Source organism: Pseudomonas sp. TMB3-21 (genome assembly GCF_054898145.1).
The window spans coordinates 1,716,603-1,735,603 of sequence record NZ_CM142718.1; the positions used below are offsets into that span (position 1 = coordinate 1,716,603).

Annotated in this window: 21 protein-coding genes and 1 pseudogene; 5 read left to right on the top strand and 17 right to left on the bottom strand. The window is 58.5% G+C overall.

Annotated features, from left to right (window positions below; genetic code table 11):
• The 4 genes from ACYZTS_RS07895 to exbB form a co-directional block, all read right to left on the bottom strand.
• The gene (locus tag ACYZTS_RS07895; protein ID WP_028622414.1) at positions 1–927 is read right to left on the bottom strand and encodes a hydrogen peroxide-inducible genes activator; all 927 of its coding nucleotides are present in this window, start codon (positions 925–927) and stop codon (positions 1–3) included.
• Between the two features lie 269 nt (positions 928–1,196).
• Positions 1,197–1,949: an energy transducer TonB family protein gene (locus tag ACYZTS_RS07900; RefSeq protein WP_028622413.1), complete on the bottom strand. Its 753-nt coding sequence runs from the start codon at positions 1,947–1,949 to the stop codon at positions 1,197–1,199.
• The gene (gene exbD, locus ACYZTS_RS07905) at positions 1,946–2,374 is read right to left on the bottom strand and encodes a TonB system transport protein ExbD (protein WP_461995180.1); all 429 of its coding nucleotides are present in this window, start codon (positions 2,372–2,374) and stop codon (positions 1,946–1,948) included. The genes ACYZTS_RS07900 and exbD overlap by 4 nt, the downstream gene beginning before the upstream one ends.
• 6 nt (positions 2,375–2,380) lie before the next feature.
• The gene (gene exbB, locus ACYZTS_RS07910; RefSeq protein ID WP_461995182.1) at positions 2,381–3,361 is read right to left on the bottom strand and encodes a tonB-system energizer ExbB; all 981 of its coding nucleotides are present in this window, start codon (positions 3,359–3,361) and stop codon (positions 2,381–2,383) included.
• 188 nt (positions 3,362–3,549) lie between these two features.
• Here exbB and ACYZTS_RS07915 point away from each other — a divergent pair, with 188 nt between their 5' ends.
• A complete protein-coding gene (locus tag ACYZTS_RS07915; RefSeq protein WP_461995184.1) occupies positions 3,550–4,410 on the top strand; it encodes an SDR family oxidoreductase in 861 nt (286 codons plus the stop codon).
• 139 nt (positions 4,411–4,549) lie between these two features.
• Here the strand turns inward: ACYZTS_RS07915 and ACYZTS_RS07920 are convergent, their stop codons facing one another.
• The 6 genes from ACYZTS_RS07920 to ACYZTS_RS07945 all read right to left on the bottom strand — a co-directional run bounded on the left by ACYZTS_RS07920 (position 4,550) and on the right by ACYZTS_RS07945 (position 9,853).
• Positions 4,550–5,290: a hypothetical protein gene (locus ACYZTS_RS07920; protein WP_028622409.1), complete on the bottom strand. Its 741-nt coding sequence runs from the start codon at positions 5,288–5,290 to the stop codon at positions 4,550–4,552.
• Positions 5,291–5,358: 68 nt separating this feature from the next.
• On the bottom strand, positions 5,359–5,739 hold the full coding sequence (locus tag ACYZTS_RS07925) for a RidA family protein (protein ID WP_028622408.1): 381 nt from the start codon (positions 5,737–5,739) through the stop codon (positions 5,359–5,361).
• A gap of 24 nt (positions 5,740–5,763) precedes the next feature.
• Positions 5,764–7,869, bottom strand: coding sequence for a bifunctional GTP diphosphokinase/guanosine-3',5'-bis pyrophosphate 3'-pyrophosphohydrolase (gene spoT / locus ACYZTS_RS07930; protein WP_028622407.1), 2,106 nt, complete (start codon positions 7,867–7,869; stop codon positions 5,764–5,766).
• A 57-nt stretch (positions 7,870–7,926) separates the two neighbouring features.
• Complete coding sequence (rpoZ, locus tag ACYZTS_RS07935) at positions 7,927–8,190, bottom strand: DNA-directed RNA polymerase subunit omega (protein ID WP_028622406.1); 264 nt, start codon at positions 8,188–8,190, stop codon at positions 7,927–7,929.
• Between the two features lie 167 nt (positions 8,191–8,357).
• Positions 8,358–8,978 (bottom strand): guanylate kinase, encoded by a 621-nt coding sequence (gene gmk, locus ACYZTS_RS07940; protein ID WP_028622405.1) that lies wholly within the window; start codon positions 8,976–8,978, stop codon positions 8,358–8,360.
• An 11-nt stretch (positions 8,979–8,989) separates the two neighbouring features.
• Entirely contained in the window at positions 8,990–9,853 is an 864-nt protein-coding gene (locus tag ACYZTS_RS07945) for a YicC/YloC family endoribonuclease (protein ID WP_028622404.1), read from the bottom strand.
• Between the two features lie 268 nt (positions 9,854–10,121).
• On the opposite strand from ACYZTS_RS07945, the gene rph reads away from it, so the two are divergent.
• The 3 genes from rph to gltS all read left to right on the top strand — a co-directional run bounded on the left by rph (position 10,122) and on the right by gltS (position 12,817).
• Complete coding sequence (gene rph, locus ACYZTS_RS07950) at positions 10,122–10,844, top strand: ribonuclease PH (RefSeq protein ID WP_028622403.1); 723 nt, start codon at positions 10,122–10,124, stop codon at positions 10,842–10,844.
• 28 nt (positions 10,845–10,872) lie between these two features.
• Positions 10,873–11,241, top strand: a complete 369-nt coding sequence (locus ACYZTS_RS07955) for a DUF4870 domain-containing protein (protein ID WP_028622402.1) — start codon at positions 10,873–10,875, stop codon at positions 11,239–11,241.
• Between the two features lie 370 nt (positions 11,242–11,611).
• Entirely contained in the window at positions 11,612–12,817 is a 1,206-nt protein-coding gene (gene gltS / locus ACYZTS_RS07960) for a sodium/glutamate symporter (protein WP_461995188.1), read from the top strand.
• A gap of 85 nt (positions 12,818–12,902) precedes the next feature.
• Here the strand turns inward: gltS and ACYZTS_RS07965 are convergent, their stop codons facing one another.
• Entirely contained in the window at positions 12,903–13,682 is a 780-nt protein-coding gene (locus ACYZTS_RS07965) for an exodeoxyribonuclease III (RefSeq protein ID WP_028622400.1), read from the bottom strand.
• A gap of 82 nt (positions 13,683–13,764) precedes the next feature.
• On the opposite strand from ACYZTS_RS07965, the gene pyrE reads away from it, so the two are divergent.
• A complete protein-coding gene (pyrE, locus tag ACYZTS_RS07970) occupies positions 13,765–14,409 on the top strand; it encodes an orotate phosphoribosyltransferase (protein WP_461995190.1) in 645 nt (214 codons plus the stop codon).
• 101 nt (positions 14,410–14,510) lie between these two features.
• Here pyrE and ACYZTS_RS07975 read toward each other — a convergent pair whose 3' ends face one another.
• The 6 genes and pseudogenes from ACYZTS_RS07975 to dut all read right to left on the bottom strand — a co-directional run bounded on the left by ACYZTS_RS07975 (position 14,511) and on the right by dut (position 18,999).
• Positions 14,511–14,894: a hypothetical protein gene (locus ACYZTS_RS07975; RefSeq protein ID WP_461995192.1), complete on the bottom strand. Its 384-nt coding sequence runs from the start codon at positions 14,892–14,894 to the stop codon at positions 14,511–14,513.
• On the bottom strand, positions 14,881–15,453 hold the full coding sequence (locus tag ACYZTS_RS07980; protein WP_461995194.1) for a hypothetical protein: 573 nt from the start codon (positions 15,451–15,453) through the stop codon (positions 14,881–14,883). The genes ACYZTS_RS07975 and ACYZTS_RS07980 overlap by 14 nt, the downstream gene beginning before the upstream one ends.
• A gap of 17 nt (positions 15,454–15,470) precedes the next feature.
• Positions 15,471–15,683 carry a hypothetical protein gene (locus ACYZTS_RS07985; RefSeq protein ID WP_028622396.1) on the bottom strand — a complete coding sequence of 71 codons (213 nt, stop codon included), beginning with the start codon at positions 15,681–15,683 and terminating at the stop codon, positions 15,471–15,473.
• Between the two features lie 192 nt (positions 15,684–15,875).
• Positions 15,876–16,781, bottom strand: a complete 906-nt coding sequence (argB, locus tag ACYZTS_RS07990) for an acetylglutamate kinase (RefSeq protein ID WP_028622395.1) — start codon at positions 16,779–16,781, stop codon at positions 15,876–15,878.
• A 39-nt stretch (positions 16,782–16,820) separates the two neighbouring features.
• Positions 16,821–18,194, bottom strand: a pseudogene (locus tag ACYZTS_RS07995) (phosphomannomutase/phosphoglucomutase); the annotation flags it as partial.
• Between the two features lie 349 nt (positions 18,195–18,543).
• Positions 18,544–18,999, bottom strand: coding sequence for a dUTP diphosphatase (gene dut, locus ACYZTS_RS08000; protein WP_028622393.1), 456 nt, complete (start codon positions 18,997–18,999; stop codon positions 18,544–18,546).
• Between the last annotated feature and the right edge of the window lie 2 nt (positions 19,000–19,001).

A 19,001-nucleotide genomic window follows, 5' to 3' on the forward strand; every position in this document is an offset into this window, starting at 1 on the left:
TTAACCGGCCACCGGCGCTGGCGGCTTGGCCACCGAGCACAGGCGTATCGAGTCAGCGAGGATTTCAATGGCTTTGGGGCGCGGGAAGCTCGCGCGCCAGGCGATGGCCACTGTGCGAAACGGCACCGGCGGCGTCAGCGGACGCACTTCGATCACGCCGGGGGCGTAATGGTGGCTGTCGACGGCCGAGAGCGGCAGGATCGAGATGCCCAGGCCGGAGGCGACCATGTGGCGAATGGTTTCCAGCGAGCTGGATTCCACCGTGGTGTGTTTGGCGCCGTCGTTGCCTTTGGTCAGCGTCGGGCAGGCTTCCAACACCTGATCGCGGAAGCAGTGGCCTTCGCCCAGCAGCAACAGGCTTTTGTCGTTGAGCAGGCTGGCGTCGATTGATTTTTTTTGCGTCCACGGGTGTTGAGCCGGCATCAGCACGTAGAACGGCTCGTCGTAGAGCTGCAGGGTCAACACGTCGGCTTCGTTGAACGGCAGGGCGATGATGATCGCGTCCAGCTCGCCGTTGCGCAGCTTGTCGCGCAGCACGTGGGTGAAGTTTTCTTCGATGTACAGCGGCATCTGCGGAGCCACGCGGTGCAGCTGCGGGATCAGATGCGGAAACAAATACGGGCCGACCGTGTAGATCGCGCCGACTTTCAGCGGGGCCGTCAGCTGGTTTTTGCCAGCCTGCGCCAGTTCGCGGATCCCTTGGGCTTGCTCCAGGACTTTTTGCGCCTGAGCCACGATGCCTTCGCCAACCGGCGTCAGGCGTACGGCGCTCTTGCTGCGCTCGAAAATCAGCACACCGAGTTCGTCTTCAAGCTTTTTCACGCCCACCGACAGGGTCGGCTGACTGACGTGGCAACGCTCGGCCGCATGGCCGAAATGCTGCTCTTGGGCGAGGGTAACGATGTAGCGTAATTCTGTAAGGGTCATGGCGAACGTCCGTGAAGATGCGAGCCAAGCATAACGGCTGCAATCGATAGACGCACGTTATCAGACTGAGAGAGGTGAGTGACACCGGGCAATGCGTGTTTGCCAGGGGTGGAAATGCAAAAGGCACCTTTCGGTGCCTTTTAGGGTATTGCGCTTGGTATTCCTGTGAGAGCGGCTTGCTCGCGAAGGGGGCGTTACATCCAGCATCCTTGTCGACTGATACACCGTTTTCGCGAGCAAGCCCGCTCCCACATTTGCTCGGCGATGGATTAGCGTCGGCGTTTTTCCAGGGAATACACAAACGGTGCCACGATTTCGATCGAGCCATTGTTCAGCATGTCGGCCGGAGGCTTGGGCAGCGGTTGTGCACGCTTGATCATTTCCAGGGTCGCCCGGTCCAGATCGGCGTTGCCGGAGCGGCCCACCAGTTCGAACGACAACACGTTGCCCTCAGCGTCCACCACAAAGCGCAGACGGTTCAGCCCTTCCTTGCCGCGCGACTGAGCACTCGCCGGGTACTTTTTGTACTTGGCCAAGTGAGCGAGCAGGGTGCCTTGCCAACTGGCCTTGGCTGCTTGCTGCGCTGGCGACGGGCCGGGTGCCGGTTGTGCGGATTTATCTGTCGGTGCCTGGGTCGGTTGCGCGTCGCTCGGTTTTTCCTCGGTGGGCTTTTCCTTCGGCGGCTCGGGTTTTTTCTCCACGGGCTTGGGCGGTTGCGGCTTTGGCTTCGGCTTGGGTTTAGGCTTGGGCACGGCAATCTCGGCCTTCGGCGCTTCAGCAAGCTTGGGCATCGGCAGCTCTTCCACCGGCGTCGGCGGCTGTGGCGGCGTGATCACCTTGGGCGGTGCAGGCGGTGGCGGGGCAGGAACCGGCGCCAGCTCAACCATCATCGCCTGCGGAGGCAGTTCGATGGGCGGCTGCGACGACCAGTTCAACGCCAACGCAATGGCCAGCGCATGGACGCCCAGCACCACGGCCAGGCTCCCGCTGTAACGCGTCAGCTTTTGGCGCGTCGTGATCATTTCTTGGCTGCCGTCTCGAGTCCGACCAGGCCGACTTTCAGGTAGCCGGCGGCGCGCAAGGCATCCATCACGCTCATCAGGTCGCCGTAGTCCACGCCCTTATCGGCCTGGAAGAAGATCGTCGTGTCTTTCTTGCCTTTGGTGCGGGCGTCCAGCGTGGCGCCGAGTGTTTCGGCCTTCACTTCGTCTTCGCCGAGGAACAGGCGTTGATCGGCCTTGACGCTGAGGAACACCGGATTCTCTGGCCGTGGCGCCGGTTTGGCGGTGGAGGCGGGCAGGTCGACCTTGATGTCCACAGTGGCCAATGGCGCGGCGACCATGAAAATGATCAACAGCACCAGCATCACGTCAATGAACGGCGTGACGTTGATTTCGTGGTTCTCGGCCAGATCGTCGTCTGCGCCTTCTTTGAGATGCAAGCCCATGGCTGATTACCCTACTTTGGCCACATGCGGTTGCGAGGAACGCTCGGCAGTCGGCAGGTGATCGAGATCACGGCTGACCAGCAGCAGGACTTCCGCCGACGCATCCGACACCTGAGCCTTGTAACCGGCAATGGAGCGGGCAAACACGTTGTAGATCACCACCGCTGGAATCGCAGCGACCAGACCCAACGCAGTGGCCAGCAAGGCTTCGGCGATGCCCGGTGCTACGACGGCGAGGTTGGTGGTCTGGGTTTTGGCGATGCCGATAAAGCTGTTCATGATGCCCCACACGGTACCGAACAGGCCCACAAACGGCGCAGTGGATCCGATGGTTGCCAGCACGCCGGTGCCGCTGCTCATGTTGCGGCCGCAGGCAGCAACCAGTCGCTCCAGGCGGAAGCTGACGCGTTCCTTGATGCCTTCTTTTTCGCGGCTGTTGGCCGACAGGCGCATTTCTTCGAGCGCGTCGTGTACCAACAGGTTGGCCAGAGTCCCCGGCTTGGTTGCCGAAGCGCTGGCTTCCTTGAGCGTGGTGGCTTTTTTCAGGTGGACGATTTCATTGCGCAGACGACGCTTGGCGCCCATCAGCTCGAAGCCTTTGGCGATCCAGATCGTCCAGGTGATGATCGAGGCGATGGCCAGACCGATCATCACGATCTTCACGATGATGTCGGCGTTCTGGTACATGCCCCAAGGTGACAGGTCGTGGGCCATGCCCAGGGTGTTGTCGGCTTCGAGTACTTCGGGTGCGTCTTCAGCAGGGGCGTCCACGGCTTGTGCCGGGTCGGCGGCCACCGGAGTCACGACCGGAGCGGCTTGATCAGCGGGTGCAGGCGATGGAGCGGCTTGGGTCGCGGGAGTGGCTGGCGCCTGGGCATCGGCGAATGCGGCGGTGGGCGCCAGCATCAGGCCGAGTAGCAGGGCGGCCACAGCGCGCCATGCGCGAGGTCGTTTGGTTGGCGAAGCGAGGAATTGATTGCGTGTCATGCTGGCCGGACCTGAGAGAAAAAGAGGGTAAATGTTCTTCCAGGCCTCGAAGGCCGAGAACAAAAGTGGCGGGCATTATTGCAAGTAATTCTTGTTAACAAAAGTAATACAGTAACTTTTTTTACTTCTTTGCTAGCCGCTCGTCCATTGCCGGCGCTAGTCTGTCGCTTTCCGATAGGAGTTTCTGGATGTCTGCGCCTTCTGTTTTGATCGCCGGCTGCGGTGATGTCGGCAGCCGTCTGGCCACGCAATTGCTGGCTTTGGGATGGGAAGTTCATGGCTTGCGCCGGGACGTTTCACGTTTGCCGGCAGGCGTCATCGGTGTCGCCGGCGACTTGTTCAACGAAGACTGCCCCGCCACCTGGCCGGTGGGCGCAGTGGATTACCTGGTGTATTGCGCAGCCGCCACCGATCACGACGAAGCAGGCTATCGCGCTGCTTATGTGCAAGGTTTGCAGCATGTGCTGAGTTGGCTGGACGACTACGGCCAGGTGCCCACTCGCCTGCTGTTCGTTTCCAGCAGCAGTGTGTACGGTCAGCAAGACGGCGATTGGGTCGACGAAACCTCGCCGGCGCTGCCGGGCAGCGGTTATTCAGGCCGACTGATGCTTGAGGCGGAGCAAGTAGCGCTCGACAGCGGTATTCCCGCAAGTATCGTGCGTTTGACCGGTATCTATGGTCCGGGCCGCGAATGGCTACTGACGCAAGTTCGTCACGGTTATCGCGTGGCGACCGATCCGCCGCTGTATGGCAATCGCATTCACGCCGACGACGCGGCGGGTTTGATGGCGTATCTGCTTGAAGCGGATCGCCGTGGCGAGGTGCTCGACGACGTTTATATCGGTGTCGACGATGCGCCTGCACCGCTGGCGGAAGTGGTGGGCTGGTTGCGCGAATATCTGGGTGTGACTGACTGGGCTGACGATGCGAGCGTACGTCGGGCCGGGAGCAAGCGCTGCAGTAACGCGCGGGCAAAGGCCTTGGGCTGGAAACCGACGTATCCAAGTTATCGCGAAGGGTATGCCGCGATACTTGAAGGGCGCTGCTGACTCCCGAACACGCTATACAACTGTAGGAGCCGGCTTGCTGGCGATTACGGCGTGACATCCAACATGATTGTTGCCGGATGCGCCGCTATCGCCAGCAAGCCGGCTCCTACATTGGTCTTGCGTCAACCTTTAGCCCGGGTTACTGCTTCTCCAGCAACCACTTGCGCTCGCCCGGCGTGAACGATGGCATCTCGTCCGCCTGCGCAGTGTTCACCGCTTGCAGAATCTCCAGCTCTTTGCCCTTGCGATTGAAGATCCAGGCATTGCCCTGACCGTTCAATTGCAGCCACAGGTTGTCATTGCCGCTGCTCATCGATGCGCAATCGCCGGCCAGGCAAAGTGCGTAGCGATCTGCCCCTGGCAAACCGGCGACCTGGCCGTCGGGTTGAAACTGCACGGTATTGCCGATGCCCGGGCCGCTGATGACTTTCCAGCTGCCGCCCATGTACGCGGTATACAGCGCTCGTTCGAAGGTCGCCCCCAGAGGCGCACCGTCGGGTGCCGGAATTTGCGCGCGGTCGAAAACCTGCTCGGGCTCATTCTCGCTGGCGGCCTGGGTCAGTTGCTTGCCGTCACGCTTGAGCTCACTGCCAGAGCTGCCATAAAAATCGACTTTCCAGGCGCCGGACTCTTCGCCCAGCAGCTTGCCGTCGACGTTTTCAAAACCATTGGTGTAGCGGGCCTGGGCGGCCTTGGTGTTGACGTCCCATTCCAAGTTCGGGCCATAAGCCTGAAGCGCTTCGCGCAAGGGGGCGCCTTTGGATGCTGCATCGATCGCCACCTGATTGATCCAGGTGCCGCTGATATCACGATCGGCAGGATCGCTGGCACAACCGCCCAGAAACAGGGCGACCAGTGAGAGAACTAGCGCTTGGCGCATGGTGGAATCCTTTCAGAACGCTTCTTTGCCTACATCGACGGCGCAGCCCTGGGACTGCGCCGGACGCATTACTCGATGACCAGAATGGCATCCATTTCAACCTGCGAACCCTTTGGCAGGGCAGCGACACCGATGGCGGCGCGGGCAGGGTATGGCTGCTCGAAGTACTTGCCCATGATCTCGTTGACCTTGGCGAAGTGGCTCAGATCGATCAGGAAGATGTTCAGTTTGACGATGTCCTTGAACGAACCGCCAGCAGCTTCAGCCACGGACTTGAGGTTCTCGAACACCTGGACGACCTGGGCTTCGAAGCCCTCAACCAGTTCCATGGTTTTCGGGTCCAGCGGGATCTGGCCCGACATGTACACGGTGTTGCCAGCCTTGATCGCCTGGGAATAAGTGCCGATGGCGGCCGGGGCCTTGTCGCTGGTGATAACGGTCTTGGTCATGAATGACTCCTTAAAAATGGTGGCTTAGGCGCGCATGCGGGTGATGCGAATCACCCCGGTCAGTGCGCGCAGTTTCTTGATCACGCGGGCCAGGTGCACGCGATCATGCACGCTGACGACCAGTTGGACCACGCTGATGCGGCCATCGCGTTCGTCCATGCTGATCTTCTCGATGTTGCCGTCGGCGGCGTTGACACTGCTGGCCAGCAAGGCGATCAGGCCGCGCTGGTGCTCCAGCTCGACACGCAGCTCGACATTGAATTCGCCAGTGACGTCCTTGGCCCACGAAAGCTGGATGCATTTCTCCGGGTTATGACGGATTTCACTGATGTTGCGGCAATTGTCCAGGTGCACAACCATGCCTTTGCCCGCCGACAAGTGACCGACAATCGGATCGCCCGGGATCGGCGTACAACATTTGGCGTAGCTGAGCACCAGGCCCTCGGTGCCGCGAATGGCCAGCGGGCCTTCGGCGCCGGGCAACTGTTCGCCTTCGCCGAGCAGGCGGCGGGCAACGACATAAGCCATGCGATTGCCCAGGCCGATGTCTTCGAGCAGGTCTTCAATGAGCTCCAGACGGTACTCGGCGAGCATCGCCTTGACGCGCTCGGCCGGGATTTTGTCCAGGGCGCTGTCGAAGCCGTTGAGCACCTTGTTCAGCAGGCGTTCGCCGAGGCTGATGGATTCAGAGCGGCGCTGCAGCTTCAAGGCATGGCGGATGTGCGTTCGCGCCTTGCCGGTGACCACAAAATTGAGCCACGCCGGATTAGGTCGCGCGCCGGGTGCGCTGACGATCTCGACCGTGGAGCCGCTTTGCAGCGGTTCGGACAGCGGCGCGAGACGTCGATTGATCCGGCAGGCAATGCAGCTATTGCCGACATCGGTGTGCACCGCGTAAGCGAAGTCGACTGCTGTTGAGCCTTTGGGCAGCTCCATGATCCGGCCTTTGGGCGTGAACACGTAGACCTCGTCCGGGAACAGGTCGATCTTCACGCTTTCGATGAATTCCAGCGAGTTGCCGGCGCGCTGCTGCATTTCCAGTACGCCTTTGACCCACTGACGGGCGCGGGCATGCGTGCCTTTAGGCTGTTCGTCACCGCTGGATTTGTACAGCCAATGGGCGGCGATGCCGTTATTGGCCATCTCTTCCATTTCACGGGTACGGATCTGAATTTCGATCGGAACACCGTGCATGCCGAACAACGTGGTGTGCAGCGACTGGTAGCCGTTGGCCTTGGGAATGGCGATGTAATCCTTGAAGCGCCCCGGCAACGGTTTGTACAAATTATGCACAGCACCCAGCACGCGGTAGCAGGTATCGACCTTGTCGACGATGATCCGGAACGCGTAGACGTCCATGATCTCGTTGAAGGCCCGACGCTTGCCGCGCATTTTCTTGTAGATGCCGTAGAGGTGTTTCTGACGACCGCTGACCTCGCCCTGGATGCCGTCGATGGCGAGGCAGTGGCTGAGGGATTCTTCGATCTTGTTGACGATTTCCTTGCGATTGCCCCGGGCGCGTTTGACCGCCTGGTTGATGCGCGCGGAACGCATCGGGTGCATGGCCTTGAAGCCGAGGTCTTCGAATTCTATGCGAATGGCGTGCATGCCCAGCCGATTGGCGATGGGCGCATAGATTTCCAGGGTTTCCTTGGCGATTCGCCGGCGCTTTTCGCCGGACAGGACTTCCAGCGTGCGCATGTTGTGCAGGCGGTCGGCAAGCTTGACCAGGATCACGCGAATGTCGCGCGCCATGGCCATGGCCATTTTCTGGAAGTTTTCCGCTTGGGCTTCGGCTTTGGTCTCGAAGTTCATCTGGGTCAGTTTGCTGACCCCGTCGACCAGTTCGGCCACGGTTTCGCCGAACTGCGCTTGCAGCGCTTCCTTGGCGATACCGGTGTCTTCGATCACGTCATGCAGCATCGCAGCCATCAGGCTCTGATGGTCCATGTGCATGTCGGCAAGAATATTCGCCACGGCAAGAGGATGCGTGACGTACGCCTCACCGCTACGGCGGCGTTGGCCGTCGTGGGCTTGTTCGGCGTAAAAGTACGCTCGGCGGACCAGGTTGACCTGGTCGTTGCCGAGGTAGGTCGATAAGCGATCGGCGAGGGCGTCTATGCTCGGCATGATGACTCCTGCCGTTCATTGTGACCCCGCGCCGTGCTACGTCGACCAGGCATAGGCTTAGACGGCCTCGTTGGACTCGTCCTCGAACGCTGCGAACAGCGGTTCGTCTTCGACGATTTCAGCATTGGCGATGAACTCGTAGCTCATCAGGCCTTCGGCGATTTCGCGCAGGGCGACAACGGTAGGCTTGTCGTTTTCTACTGGGACCAATGGCTCTTTGCCGCCGGTGGCCAGTTGACGGGCACGCTTGGTAGAGAGCATGACCAGCTCAAAGCGGTTTTCCACGTGTTCTAGGCAGTCTTCAACGGTTACGCGGGCCATGGTATTCCTCGGAGCGAATGCAATATGCGCGCTGCCCGGTTGGGCGAGCGGACTGAACAGTTTAAAAAATCACCAGCGATTAGGGAAGCGCTGATTTTTTGACCAGACCCTTCAACGCGCTGCAAGCGCCAATGTAAAGCCCTTGCAGCGGTTTTGGGAAGCCCCGGTCAGCCGAGCAATTCAGCCAAAAGTTTGCCGTTACGCTGTTGCTGGCGCTTCTGATGCAATTGATTGGCACGGAAAATCGCCTGCAAATCACGCAATGCGTGTGCGAAATCATCGTTGATGATCAGGTAGTCATAGTCGACGTAATGGCTCATTTCGCTGACGGCTTCACGCATCCGTCCGTCAATGATTTCGTCGCTGTCCTGACCGCGGTTGGTCAGGCGCTGGTGCAAGGCCTGCAGGGACGGCGGCAGAATGAAGATCGAACGGGCTTGCGGCATCAGCTTGCGCACTTGCTCGGCGCCTTGCCAGTCGATCTCCAGAATCAGGTCGTGACCTTCATCCAGTGTTTGCTGCAGGTGACTTTGCGAGGTGCCATAGAGATTGCCGAAGACTTCGGCGCGCTCGAGGAAATCCCCGTGTTCCATCATCTTCACGAACTCGCCGCGTTCGACGAAGTGATAGTTCACGCCGTTCACTTCACCCGGACGCATGGCGCGGGTGGTGTGGGAGACCGAGACGCGGATCTCCTGATCAGCGTCGGTCAGGGCCTTGACCAGGCTGCTCTTGCCCGCGCCTGAAGGGGCGGAAATGATGTACAGGGTGCCGGTGCTGTGGGTCATGTCGGGTTGCCTTACTCAATATTCTGTACTTGTTCGCGCATCTGCTCGATCAACACTTTGAGGTTGACCGCCGCTTGGGTGCTGCGCGGGTCGAAGGCTTTGGAGCCCAGTGTGTTGGCTTCGCGGTTGAGCTCCTGCATCAGGAAGTCGAGGCGCCGACCGGCCGCGCCGCCGGATTTGAGTACTCGGCGGACTTCGATGATGTGGGTGCTCAGGCGGTCCAGTTCTTCGGCGACGTCGCTCTTTTGAGCGAGCATGACCATTTCCTGTTCCAGACGCTGCGGGTCCATCTCGGCTTTCATATCGGCAAAGCGGTCGAGGACTTTCTGGCGTTGGGTGGCAAGCATCTGCGGGACGAGCGTACGCAACGTCACCACGTCTTCTTCGATCGAGGTCAGGCGATCGTTGATCAATCGCGCCAGCTCCGCGCCTTCACGTTCTCGGCCGGCCTTGAGTTCTTTCAGGCCTTCGTTGAACAAGCCCAGCGCCTGGGCATTCAACGCTTGCGGATCGGTGGCGTCACCGACCAGTACGCCGGGCCAGGCCAGGACTTCCAGCGGGTTCAGCGCGGCCGGGTTTTTGATCAAACCGGCGATGGTTTCTGCCGCCGCCACCAATTGCGCGGCGCGCGCCTGGTCCACTTGCAATGGTTTGTCGGTGTTTTCTTCAGTGAAGCGCAGGGTGCATTCGAGCTTGCCCCGGGAAATGCCTTGGCGCAGCGCTTCGCGAACTGCGCCTTCGAGGTCGCGGAACGACTCCGGCAGGCGCAGGTGCGGCTCCAGGTAACGGCTATTGACCGAGCGCAGTTCCCAGCTCAGCGTGCCTTGAGTGCCCGCTTTTTCGACGCGGGCGAAGGCGGTCATGCTGTGCACCATGGAGGTACCTCGCAATGCAGGTCGACGCTGACCCAAGGGATCGCGGACCTGCTTTCTGTGAATGAAAGCCGACAGGCAGCAAAGGCGCAGGATTGTAGCGCAGTGGGGCGGATGCCCCCAAACACACGCTGTGACAAACGCATGCAAGCCGTCGGCTATGCTCTATTCAGGGCTTTCAGTCGTCGGGCGGATTTTTTAGAAGTGCCCAGTTGTGGCGCACGGCTCTATAATGCTCGGCAGTTTTCCGTCCTCCGTACAGGTGTTCCCTATGAAACGTCCAAGTGGTCGCGCTGCCGATCAGCTCCGCTCGATCCGCATTACCCGCAACTACACCAAACACGCCGAGGGGTCTGTACTGGTCGAGTTCGGTGATACCAAAGTCATCTGCACGGTCAGTGTCGAGAACGGCGTGCCGCGTTTCCTCAAAGGCCAGGGCCAGGGCTGGTTGACCGCTGAATACGGCATGTTGCCGCGCGCGACCGGTGAGCGTAACCAGCGTGAGGCCAGCCGTGGCAAGCAAGGCGGGCGCACCCTGGAAATCCAGCGTCTGATCGGTCGGTCCCTGCGTGCTGCGCTGGACATGTCCAAGCTCGGCGACGTGACCCTGTACGTTGATTGCGACGTGATTCAAGCCGATGGCGGCACGCGCACCGCTTCCATCACCGGTGCCATGGTTGCCCTGGTTGATGCCTTGAAGGTGATCAAGAAGCGTGGCGGCCTCAAAGGGGGCGACCCGCTCAAGCAGATGATCGCTGCCGTTTCTGTCGGCATGTATCAGGGGGAGCCGGTGCTCGACCTCGATTATCTGGAAGACTCGGCTGCCGAAACCGACCTGAACGTGGTGATGACCAGTGCAGGTGGCTTCATCGAGGTTCAGGGCACTGCCGAAGGCGCTCCGTTCCAGCCGGAAGACCTCAATGCCATGCTGGAACTGGCGAAGAAAGGCATGACTGAAATCTTCGAACTGCAGAAAGCCGCACTTGCTGACTGATCTGACCGTTTCTGGCAAGGAGAACGCCATGAGTGAAGAACAAGAGCTGCTTCCCGTCCCGACCAAAGAGGTTCGGCAATGGGCAATGTTTTGTCACCTGTCGGCGTTTCTCGGAGTCTGGCTGCCGTTCGGGCACCTCATCGGGCCGCTGATACTCTGGCAGTGGAAGCGTGATAGCGATCCGTTTATCGATGCCCAGGGCAAGGAAGCGTTGAACTTCCAGATCACTGTGGCACTGGTGTCGGGCATTTGTTACCTGCTCATGCTGGTGCTCATAGGGTTTGCGCTGCTCCCGCTTGTCCTGATCGGGGCAATGGTGTTGTCCATTATTGCCGGGCTCAAGGCAAATGAAGGGGTGCCGTATCGGTATCCATTCACCTGGAGGTTGATCAGATAACGGTCAACGCGATTCTTGATGAACAAATGCCCCGACGTGTCGGGGCATTTTTTTGCCAAATTTATTCTGCTTAAGTTATCAATTGTTCCACATTCTTTGTGTCATCTTTAGTATCAAACTGATCGCACTAATTTTTAAATACATCTCTGGTCACAACTATATCTAAATATACCGCTTGAATACTTGGCAATCAGATTTGGTGATTGATAGAGTTGCGCCGGGTCTTATTTTTAGCGAAATATCGCGATACATTCAGACCATTGAAGGTCCTTGAATAAATTTCTAACCAGAGTTGAGAAATCTCGACCTGTTTGCGAGGCGTGCCCGGATAAAAAGTTCGTCTCCGAACATATAACTCCAAGAGTATTCAATGTTGCAGCTCGATTTCTATGGAACGTTGGTAGCGGCTTCTTTGGTTCTGCTACTGGGACGTGGTCTGGTCGCTCGAATCGGTTTTCTGCGGGCTTACAATATTCCCGAGCCCGTAGCGGGCGGCTTGGTGGTTGCCGTTATTCTCTTGGCTCTGCGGGCCTTTGAGGTCGAAGTTCGATTTGATACCTCATTGCAGGCGCCATTGATGCTGGCATTCTTCGCCACGATTGGCTTGAGTGCAGACTTCGCCAGCCTGAAGAAAGGCGGGCGAACAGTCGGCGTTTTCCTGCTGGCGGTCATCGGGCTTCTGCTTGTCCAGAACGCCATGGGCATCGGCCTTGCAACGGTCTTGGGCCTCGACCCGCTCATGGGTTTGCTGACCGGCTCGATCACGTTGTCAGGCGGTCATGGCACCGGCGCTGCGTGGGGAGCAACGTTCAGCGAGAAATACGGCCTGGCCTCTGCATCCGAACTTGCGTTGGCCTCCGCGACGTTCGGTCTGGTACTGGGCGGCTTGATCGGCGGCCCGGTGGCGCGTCTGCTCATCAAGCGTGTCCAGACACCGGGCATCGAGCACAAAAAACCGCGGTTGCCCAAAGGCTTCGAGCAGCCCAACAAAGAGCGCTCGATTACCCCTTTTTCGTTTATCGAGACGCTCGCGCTGATCTCCGTCAGCTTACTGGCTGGCACCCTCTTGAATGACCTGCTTCGCGGAACCGCTTTTGAATTGCCGACGTTTGTTTGCGTCTTGTTTGTAGGCGTGCTTTTAAGGAACGGCCTCTCGGCGTTTGGTTTGTATCAAGTCTTCGAGCGTGAAGTATCGGTGCTGGGGAATGTCAGTCTGTCGCTGTTCCTGGCAATCGCTCTCATGTCCCTAAAGTTGTGGGATCTGGCTGCGCTGGCTTTGCCAATTTTCACCATTCTGGCTGTTCAGGCGTTGGTCATGGCGTTGTTCGCGATTTTCGTTACATTCAGAGTCATGGGCAGTAATTACGATGCGGCAGTATTGGCTGCAGGGCACTGCGGTTTCGGACTGGGAGCAACGCCCACTGCGATTGCAAACATGCAAGCAGTGACTCAACGCTACGGACCTTCGCAGACTGCATTTTTAGTAGTGCCAATGGTGGGCGCTTTTTTCATTGATATCGTCAACGTGATCGTGATCAAGTTGTACTTGGCGCTGCCATTTTTTGCTGTTGTTTGAAATCGGTGGCGAGGCCGCAATAGCGCACAAGAAAAAATGCCCGTATCTCGCGATACGGGCATTTTTTTTGCAAATGGCAAAACGCTTAAATGGTCAGCGTCCAGTCGTAGTCAACGATCAGCGGTGCATGTTGCGAGAACCTTGGCTGACGTGGCAGGCGCGCGCTGCGTACAAAACGGCGCAGGCCCGGGGTCAGCAACTGGTAATCGAAACGCCAGCCGAGGTTGAGCATTTCCGCCTGCTCATTGTCCGGCCACCAGCTGTACTGGTCGCCTTCGCGGCTGACTTCACGCAGGGCATCGACATAACCCATATTGCCGACAATCTCGTCCAGCCAGGCACGCTCAGGTGCCAGGAAGCCCGGAGATTGCTGGCTGTCACGCCAGTTCTTGATATCCAGCTTCTGTTGCGCCACGTACAGCGAGCCACAATAAATGTACTCGCGCCGCTTGCGCCGCTGTTTATCCAGATAACGGCCGAAATCGTCCATTAGCTTGAACTTCTGGTTCAAGTCTTCATCGCCGTTCTGCCCGGAAGGAAGCAGCAAGGTCGCGATGCTGACCTTGTCGAAATCGGCTTGCAGGTAGCGCCCGTAACGGTCGGCCGTCTCGAAACCGAGACCGCTGATGACTGCCTTCGGTTGCAACCGCGAATACAAAGCCACGCCACCTTGGGCGGGAACTTCGGCTTCGCAGGCATAAAGGAAGTAGCCATCCAGCTGAAAAGCTGGATCGTCCAGTTCAAAGGCGGAGGCGCGAGTGTCCTGCAGGCAGATGACGTCGGCATTCTGTGCTTGCAGCCAACTGAGCAACCCTCGCTCCACTGCAGCCTGAATACCATTGACGTTCACACTGATGATCCGCATAAATGGCCCCAAAAATCGCGTGCGTGTATGATACACGGCGTCAAGCTAATTAGCTAAATCCGTGGTATTTGGGGTTTTTTTCATGCAAGCGTATCAGCGCGATTTCATTCGTTTTGCCATCGATCGCGGCGTTTTGCGCTTCGGTGAGTTCACCCTGAAGTCCGGGCGCACCAGTCCATACTTCTTCAACGCCGGCCTGTTCAACAGCGGTTCTGCACTGGCGCAGCTGGGTCGTTTCTATGCAGCGGCGATCGTCGAGAGCGGTATCTCGTTCGACGTGTTGTTCGGCCCGGCATACAAAGGCATCCCTTTGGCGGCGACCACTGCGGTGGCGCTGGCTGAACATCACGACCGTGACTTGCCATGGTGCTTCAACCGCAAGGAAGCCAAGGCCCATGGTGAAGGTGGCAGCCTCGTAGGCGCACCGTTGACCGGCGATGTACTGATCATCGACGACGTGATCACCGCCGGCACCGCGATTCGCGAAGTCATGCAGATCATCGCCTCTCAGGATGGCGCGAAAGCGGCGGGCGTGCTGATTGCCCTGAACCGTCAGGAGCGGGGCAACGGTGAGTTGTCGGCTATCCAGGAAGTGGAGCGCGACTTCGGCATTCCGGTGATCAGCATTGTTTCGCTGAACCAGGTGCTGGAATTCCTCGCGAACGATCCGCAGCTCAAGCAGCATCTGCCGGCCGTGGAAGCCTACCGCGCCCAGTTCGGCGTCTGACCCCGTGGTAGCCGGCTTGCCGGCGATTGAGTCGCGCGGTGGCCGCGCCAAATAAAAAGACCCCGTTCAGTCAGGCTGATCGGGGTCTTTTGTTTAGGTTTTCAGTTCAATCGCCGCCATTTTCCGATCAGCCTGATGGTCAAAACCAGATTGAACACGGCGAACACCAGCAGTGCCACGACAACCAGGACATACAACGTGCGATCAACGTCGAAATCCCACAGGTCCAGTGTGCTGGTGCGCATCACGCGAACAGCTGCTGGAAGATTGACGTAAAACAACGCCCCAAAACCGCAGGTCATGGGTAATGCGCAGCTCAGCAAGACACTGATCAACTGGGCCCGGCTGCGTTTTCTGGCCTGTACGCCTGGCTGGCGTTCATCCAGCGCCAGCGCCGTATTCAGTTTTGGCCACGCAAGGTTGAACATGAACGTGGTGAGGGTCAGCAGCAAACCGCTGACCGCCACGATGTCACTGAATGACATTGATCCCCAGCGTTGCGCAGAGCAAGTCGTGAGAGTCCTCGCTGATCTCAAACTGCCCGGCGCTGCCTTTGCGCTTGGTGATGGGTTTGAAGGTGGGTTGGTTTTGCGTGATCAACATGTTCAGCTCGTCACGGATGACATCCGAACTGATCACCACCAGGTACACCGTTTGGGCATGGTCCGCAGATTCGATCACCGTGCGCATACTGTGTTGCAAGATCTCGTCCAGCTGATTGCGAAAACGTGAAACCGTGTTTTTCAGCAAGGTTTTGCTTTGGCTTTGGGTCAGCTGGAAAATCGTCGAGATCTGCGATTCAGTCGGCAAGGTCTGCCCGAAGTAGCTTTGAATCAGATACAACAAGCGATCCTGCTTCGCTTCATCGGCCCGGCTCGGCATGCCGCCTTCGACCAGCATCTTCAGATACTCGGAAAGGCTGGCCTTGGCAATGCGTTGCAAAGCATGAGCGATCTCGTCGTCAGAAATCTTCAGGGTCTTTTTAACCGGCTCTTTCTGCTCTTGCTCGAAAGCCTGGGCGTCGATCGTGAACGAGATCTGCATGGATCAGTCCCCCACGATCATTTGTCGGATTGTTGCGGGTAAGGATCTTCCTGTGCATCTCCCTGCCCCGAGAGAATCTTCCAACCGTTTAGCAGGTGCATGGATTCCAGGCGTTTAGGGCAGGGGGGCAAGGATTTTTTGGATTGGTTGGAGTATTCATGACCGCAGTCGGCGCACTGGTAAGTGCCTGCTGCAACGTCGCTGCCATTCGGAACGTAATCTTTTTTCATGAGGTAGATCTCCTGTGGATTCACGGAAGATCCTATGCGGACTGATGCTGCCTTGATGTCGGACGCTTCCCTGAATCAAGTCGGACGTTTCCGACGCGCATAAAAAAGATCGCAGACTTCATCAGGTCTTACGGAATATTCGTACGTCCGTAAGGTGCTGCCGAAGCTGCGATCTATTTTGAAGCGCTTGAATCAGTGACGCTTGCGGTTGCTGATCAAGGTACCCACACCGGTATCAGTGAAGATCTCCAGCAGAATCGCATTCGGCACCCGACCATCAATGATCAGCGAGCTCCCCACGCCGCCCTGAACCGCTTCCAGCGCGCAACGGATCTTCGGCAGCATGCCACCGTAGATCGTGCCGTCGGCGATCAGCTCATCAACCTGCTGGGTGGTCAGTCCAGTCAGGACCGTGCCTTGCTTGTCCATCAGGCCGGCAATGTTGGTCAGCAGCATCAGCTTCTCAGCTTTCAGCGCTTCGGCCACTTTACCGGCCACCAGGTCGGCGTTGATGTTGTACGACTCGCCGTTGGCGCCGACGCCAATCGGTGCGATCACCGGGATGAAATCGCCTTTGACCAGCAGGTTCAGCAGATCGGTATTGATCCCGACCACTTCACCCACTTGCCCGATATCGATGATTTCCGGTTGGGTCATCTCCGGCGTCTGGCGAGTCACGGTGAGTTTTTTCGCACGAATCAGCTCGGCGTCCTTGCCGGTCAGGCCGATGGCGCTACCGCCATGACGGTTGATCAGGTTAACGATGTCTTTGTTGACCTGACCGCCGAGAACCATCTCCACCACGTCCATGGTCTGCGCGTCAGTCACGCGCATGCCATCGATGAAATGGCTTTCGATCGACAGACGCTTGAGCAGGTCGCCGATTTGCGGGCCGCCACCGTGAACGACTACCGGGTTGATGCCCACGGCCTTCATCAGCACGATGTCGCGGGCGAAACCGGTTTTCAGCTCCTCGCTTTCCATCGCGTTGCCGCCGTATTTGATCACCAGCGTCTTGCCGACGTAGCGTCGGATGTAAGGCAACGCTTCGGACAGGACCTTGGCGGTGTTGGCGGCGGCTTCGCGTTCGAGGGTCATTCAGGGCTCCGGCACTTCGATAAAAGGCGCTTCAATAAATCAAAACGGTAATTGGAGATCAGGTGCAACACGCTTCAGCTGGACCGTGAATACGTCCTTGATGCGCTGCAGTTCCGCTTCGTCATCGGCCTCGAAACGCAGCACCAGCACCGGCGTGGTGTTGGATGCGCGCACCAGGCCCCAGCCTTTGGCGTAGTCGACTCGCACGCCGTCGATGGTGGTCAGGTCGGCGCCTTCGCCCCACTTCGCGTCGTGCAATGCATCAATGATGCTGAATTTGCTCTCTTCGGTCACATTGATATTGATTTCAGGCGTCGAAATATCGTTCGGGAATGTGGCGAACAGCTCTTCGGCGGTGGATTTCTCTTTGCTGAGGATCTCCAGCAGACGCGCAGCGCTGTAAATGCCGTCGTCGAAACCGAACCAGCGTTCCTTGAAGAAGATGTGCCCGCTCATTTCACCGGCCAACAGAGCGCCCGTTTGCTTCATTTTCTTTTTGATCAACGAGTGACCGGTCTTCCACATTAACGGACGACCGCCATATTCCTTGATCAGCGGCGTCAGGCGACGGGTGCATTTGACGTCGAAGATAATTTCCGCGTCCGGGTTGCGTGCTACCACGTCACGGGCGAACAGCATCAACAAACGATCCGGGTAAACAATGCTGCCGGTGTTGGTCACCACGCCGACGCGGTCGCCATCGCCGTCGAAAGCCAGGCCGATGTCGGCGTTGGTTTCCTTGACCTTGGCGATCAGGTCGACAAGGTTTTCAGGTTTGCCCGGATCCGGGTGATGGTTCGGGAAATTACCGTCGACGTCGCAGAACAGCGGGATAACTTCGCAGTTCAGCGCTTCGATCAGCTGCGGGGCGATGACACCGGCCGCACCGTTACCGCAGTCGACAACGACTTTGAGGCGACGGGCCAGTTTAATGTCCTGAACGATTTCAGTGTTGTAGCGATCAAGGATGTCGACCTGGGTGATGCTACCTTCGCCGCTGCTCAGGTTGTTGGTCTTGAGGCGGTCGTGCAGGGCTTGAATCTGTTCGTTGGCCAAAGTGTCGCCGGCAATGACGATTTTGAAACCGTTGTAGTTCGACGGGTTGTGGCTGCCGGTGAGCATCACCCCGGATTTACCGGCCAGTACGTTGGCGGCGTAGTACAGCGCAGGTGTTGGCACCAGGCCGACATCGCTGACGTGGCAACCGGCTTCGGCCAGGCCTTTGATCAATTGCTCGACCAGCTCAGGACCGGACAGACGGCCATCGCGGCCTACGCAAACGTTCGGTTCACCTTGGGACAAGCTCTGTGCACCGATTGCGCGTCCGAGCCAGTAGGCGGTTTCGGCATTCAGGAATTCCGGCACCGTGCCGCGAATGTCGTAAGCGCGGAAAATGCTGTCCGGGAATGAGGGTACGGCTTGGGCGGGGGTGTTCATCTGTGGGAATGCTCCATCTCGGATGTGGCTGGGCGTGCGCGCGAAAAAGCTCGTGAGCGGTCTTAAACTGAAGGGTATGACGGCATTTTCCACAGAGAGTTCGCGGTGCGGAAAGGCCATGACATCGGTTTCAGCAAGCATATGGCGGGCCAATGCCTTGAGATCAGTGTTAAACCTTCCAGATGACATCTGTGCAATGTGTGGCGAGGGAGCGTGCGCCCGCTTGATTGGGCAGCGCTCCAAGGCGTGGCACTCACGCAATTACGAGACCCCTGCCCGGCCCAGCGCGAGCAAGCTCGCTCGCACCAGGGTGCATCCAGTCGGCTCAGTGACTGCCGGAATGCCCGAAACCGCCCGCGCCGCGTTCGGTTTCAACGAACTCTTCAACCATTTCGAAATGCGCCTGAACCACTGGCACCAGAACAAGTTGGGCCAGGCGTTCGCCGACGACCATATTGAAATCGGTCTGGCCGCGGTTCCAGCACGACACCATCAGCGGGCCCTGATAATCAGAGTCGATCAGGCCAACCAGGTTACCCAGCACAATGCCGTGTTTATGGCCAAGGCCGGAACGCGGCAGGATCAGCGCGGCCAGGCCCGGATCACCAATGTAGACGGACAGGCCGGTGGGAATCAGCAAGGTTTCACCTGGCTTGATGACGGTGTCTTTTTCCAGCATGGCGCGCAGATCGAGGCCTGCGGAGCCAGGAGTGGCGTACTGCGGCAGCGGAAATTCGCTGCCGATGCGTGGATCGAGGATCTTGGCTTGCAAAGCGTGCATGT

Excerpts from the sequence above, each read along its gene's own strand:
- ACYZTS_RS07965 (WP_028622400.1), bottom strand. The coding sequence starts at position 13,682 with ATGCGGATCATCAGTGTGAACGTCAATGGTATTCAGGCTGCAGTGGAG.
- ACYZTS_RS07920 (WP_028622409.1), bottom strand. The coding sequence starts at position 5,290 with ATGCGCCAAGCGCTAGTTCTCTCACTGGTCGCCCTGTTTCTGGGCGGT.
- gmk (WP_028622405.1), bottom strand. The coding sequence starts at position 8,978 with ATGACCCACAGCACCGGCACCCTGTACATCATTTCCGCCCCTTCAGGC.
- ACYZTS_RS07925 (WP_028622408.1), bottom strand. The coding sequence starts at position 5,739 with ATGACCAAGACCGTTATCACCAGCGACAAGGCCCCGGCCGCCATCGGC.
- ACYZTS_RS07945 (WP_028622404.1), bottom strand. The coding sequence starts at position 9,853 with ATGGTGCACAGCATGACCGCCTTCGCCCGCGTCGAAAAAGCGGGCACT.
- spoT (WP_028622407.1), bottom strand. The coding sequence starts at position 7,869 with ATGCCGAGCATAGACGCCCTCGCCGATCGCTTATCGACCTACCTCGGC.
- ACYZTS_RS07895 (WP_028622414.1), bottom strand. The coding sequence starts at position 927 with ATGACCCTTACAGAATTACGCTACATCGTTACCCTCGCCCAAGAGCAG.
- argB (WP_028622395.1), bottom strand. The coding sequence starts at position 16,781 with ATGACCCTCGAACGCGAAGCCGCCGCCAACACCGCCAAGGTCCTGTCC.
- ACYZTS_RS07955 (WP_028622402.1), top strand. The coding sequence starts at position 10,873 with ATGAGTGAAGAACAAGAGCTGCTTCCCGTCCCGACCAAAGAGGTTCGG.
- ACYZTS_RS07980 (WP_461995194.1), bottom strand. The coding sequence starts at position 15,453 with ATGCAGATCTCGTTCACGATCGACGCCCAGGCTTTCGAGCAAGAGCAG.
- ACYZTS_RS07985 (WP_028622396.1), bottom strand. The coding sequence starts at position 15,683 with ATGAAAAAAGATTACGTTCCGAATGGCAGCGACGTTGCAGCAGGCACT.
- rph (WP_028622403.1), top strand. The coding sequence starts at position 10,122 with ATGAAACGTCCAAGTGGTCGCGCTGCCGATCAGCTCCGCTCGATCCGC.
- ACYZTS_RS07975 (WP_461995192.1), bottom strand. The coding sequence starts at position 14,894 with ATGTCATTCAGTGACATCGTGGCGGTCAGCGGTTTGCTGCTGACCCTC.
- ACYZTS_RS07915 (WP_461995184.1), top strand. The coding sequence starts at position 3,550 with ATGTCTGCGCCTTCTGTTTTGATCGCCGGCTGCGGTGATGTCGGCAGC.
- exbD (WP_461995180.1), bottom strand. The coding sequence starts at position 2,374 with ATGGGCTTGCATCTCAAAGAAGGCGCAGACGACGATCTGGCCGAGAAC.
- ACYZTS_RS07900 (WP_028622413.1), bottom strand. The coding sequence starts at position 1,949 with ATGATCACGACGCGCCAAAAGCTGACGCGTTACAGCGGGAGCCTGGCC.
- exbB (WP_461995182.1), bottom strand. The coding sequence starts at position 3,361 with ATGACACGCAATCAATTCCTCGCTTCGCCAACCAAACGACCTCGCGCA.
- pyrE (WP_461995190.1), top strand. The coding sequence starts at position 13,765 with ATGCAAGCGTATCAGCGCGATTTCATTCGTTTTGCCATCGATCGCGGC.
- rpoZ (WP_028622406.1), bottom strand. The coding sequence starts at position 8,190 with ATGGCCCGCGTAACCGTTGAAGACTGCCTAGAACACGTGGAAAACCGC.
- gltS (WP_461995188.1), top strand. The coding sequence starts at position 11,612 with ATGTTGCAGCTCGATTTCTATGGAACGTTGGTAGCGGCTTCTTTGGTT.
- dut (WP_028622393.1), bottom strand. The coding sequence starts at position 18,999 with ATGCACGCTTTGCAAGCCAAGATCCTCGATCCACGCATCGGCAGCGAA.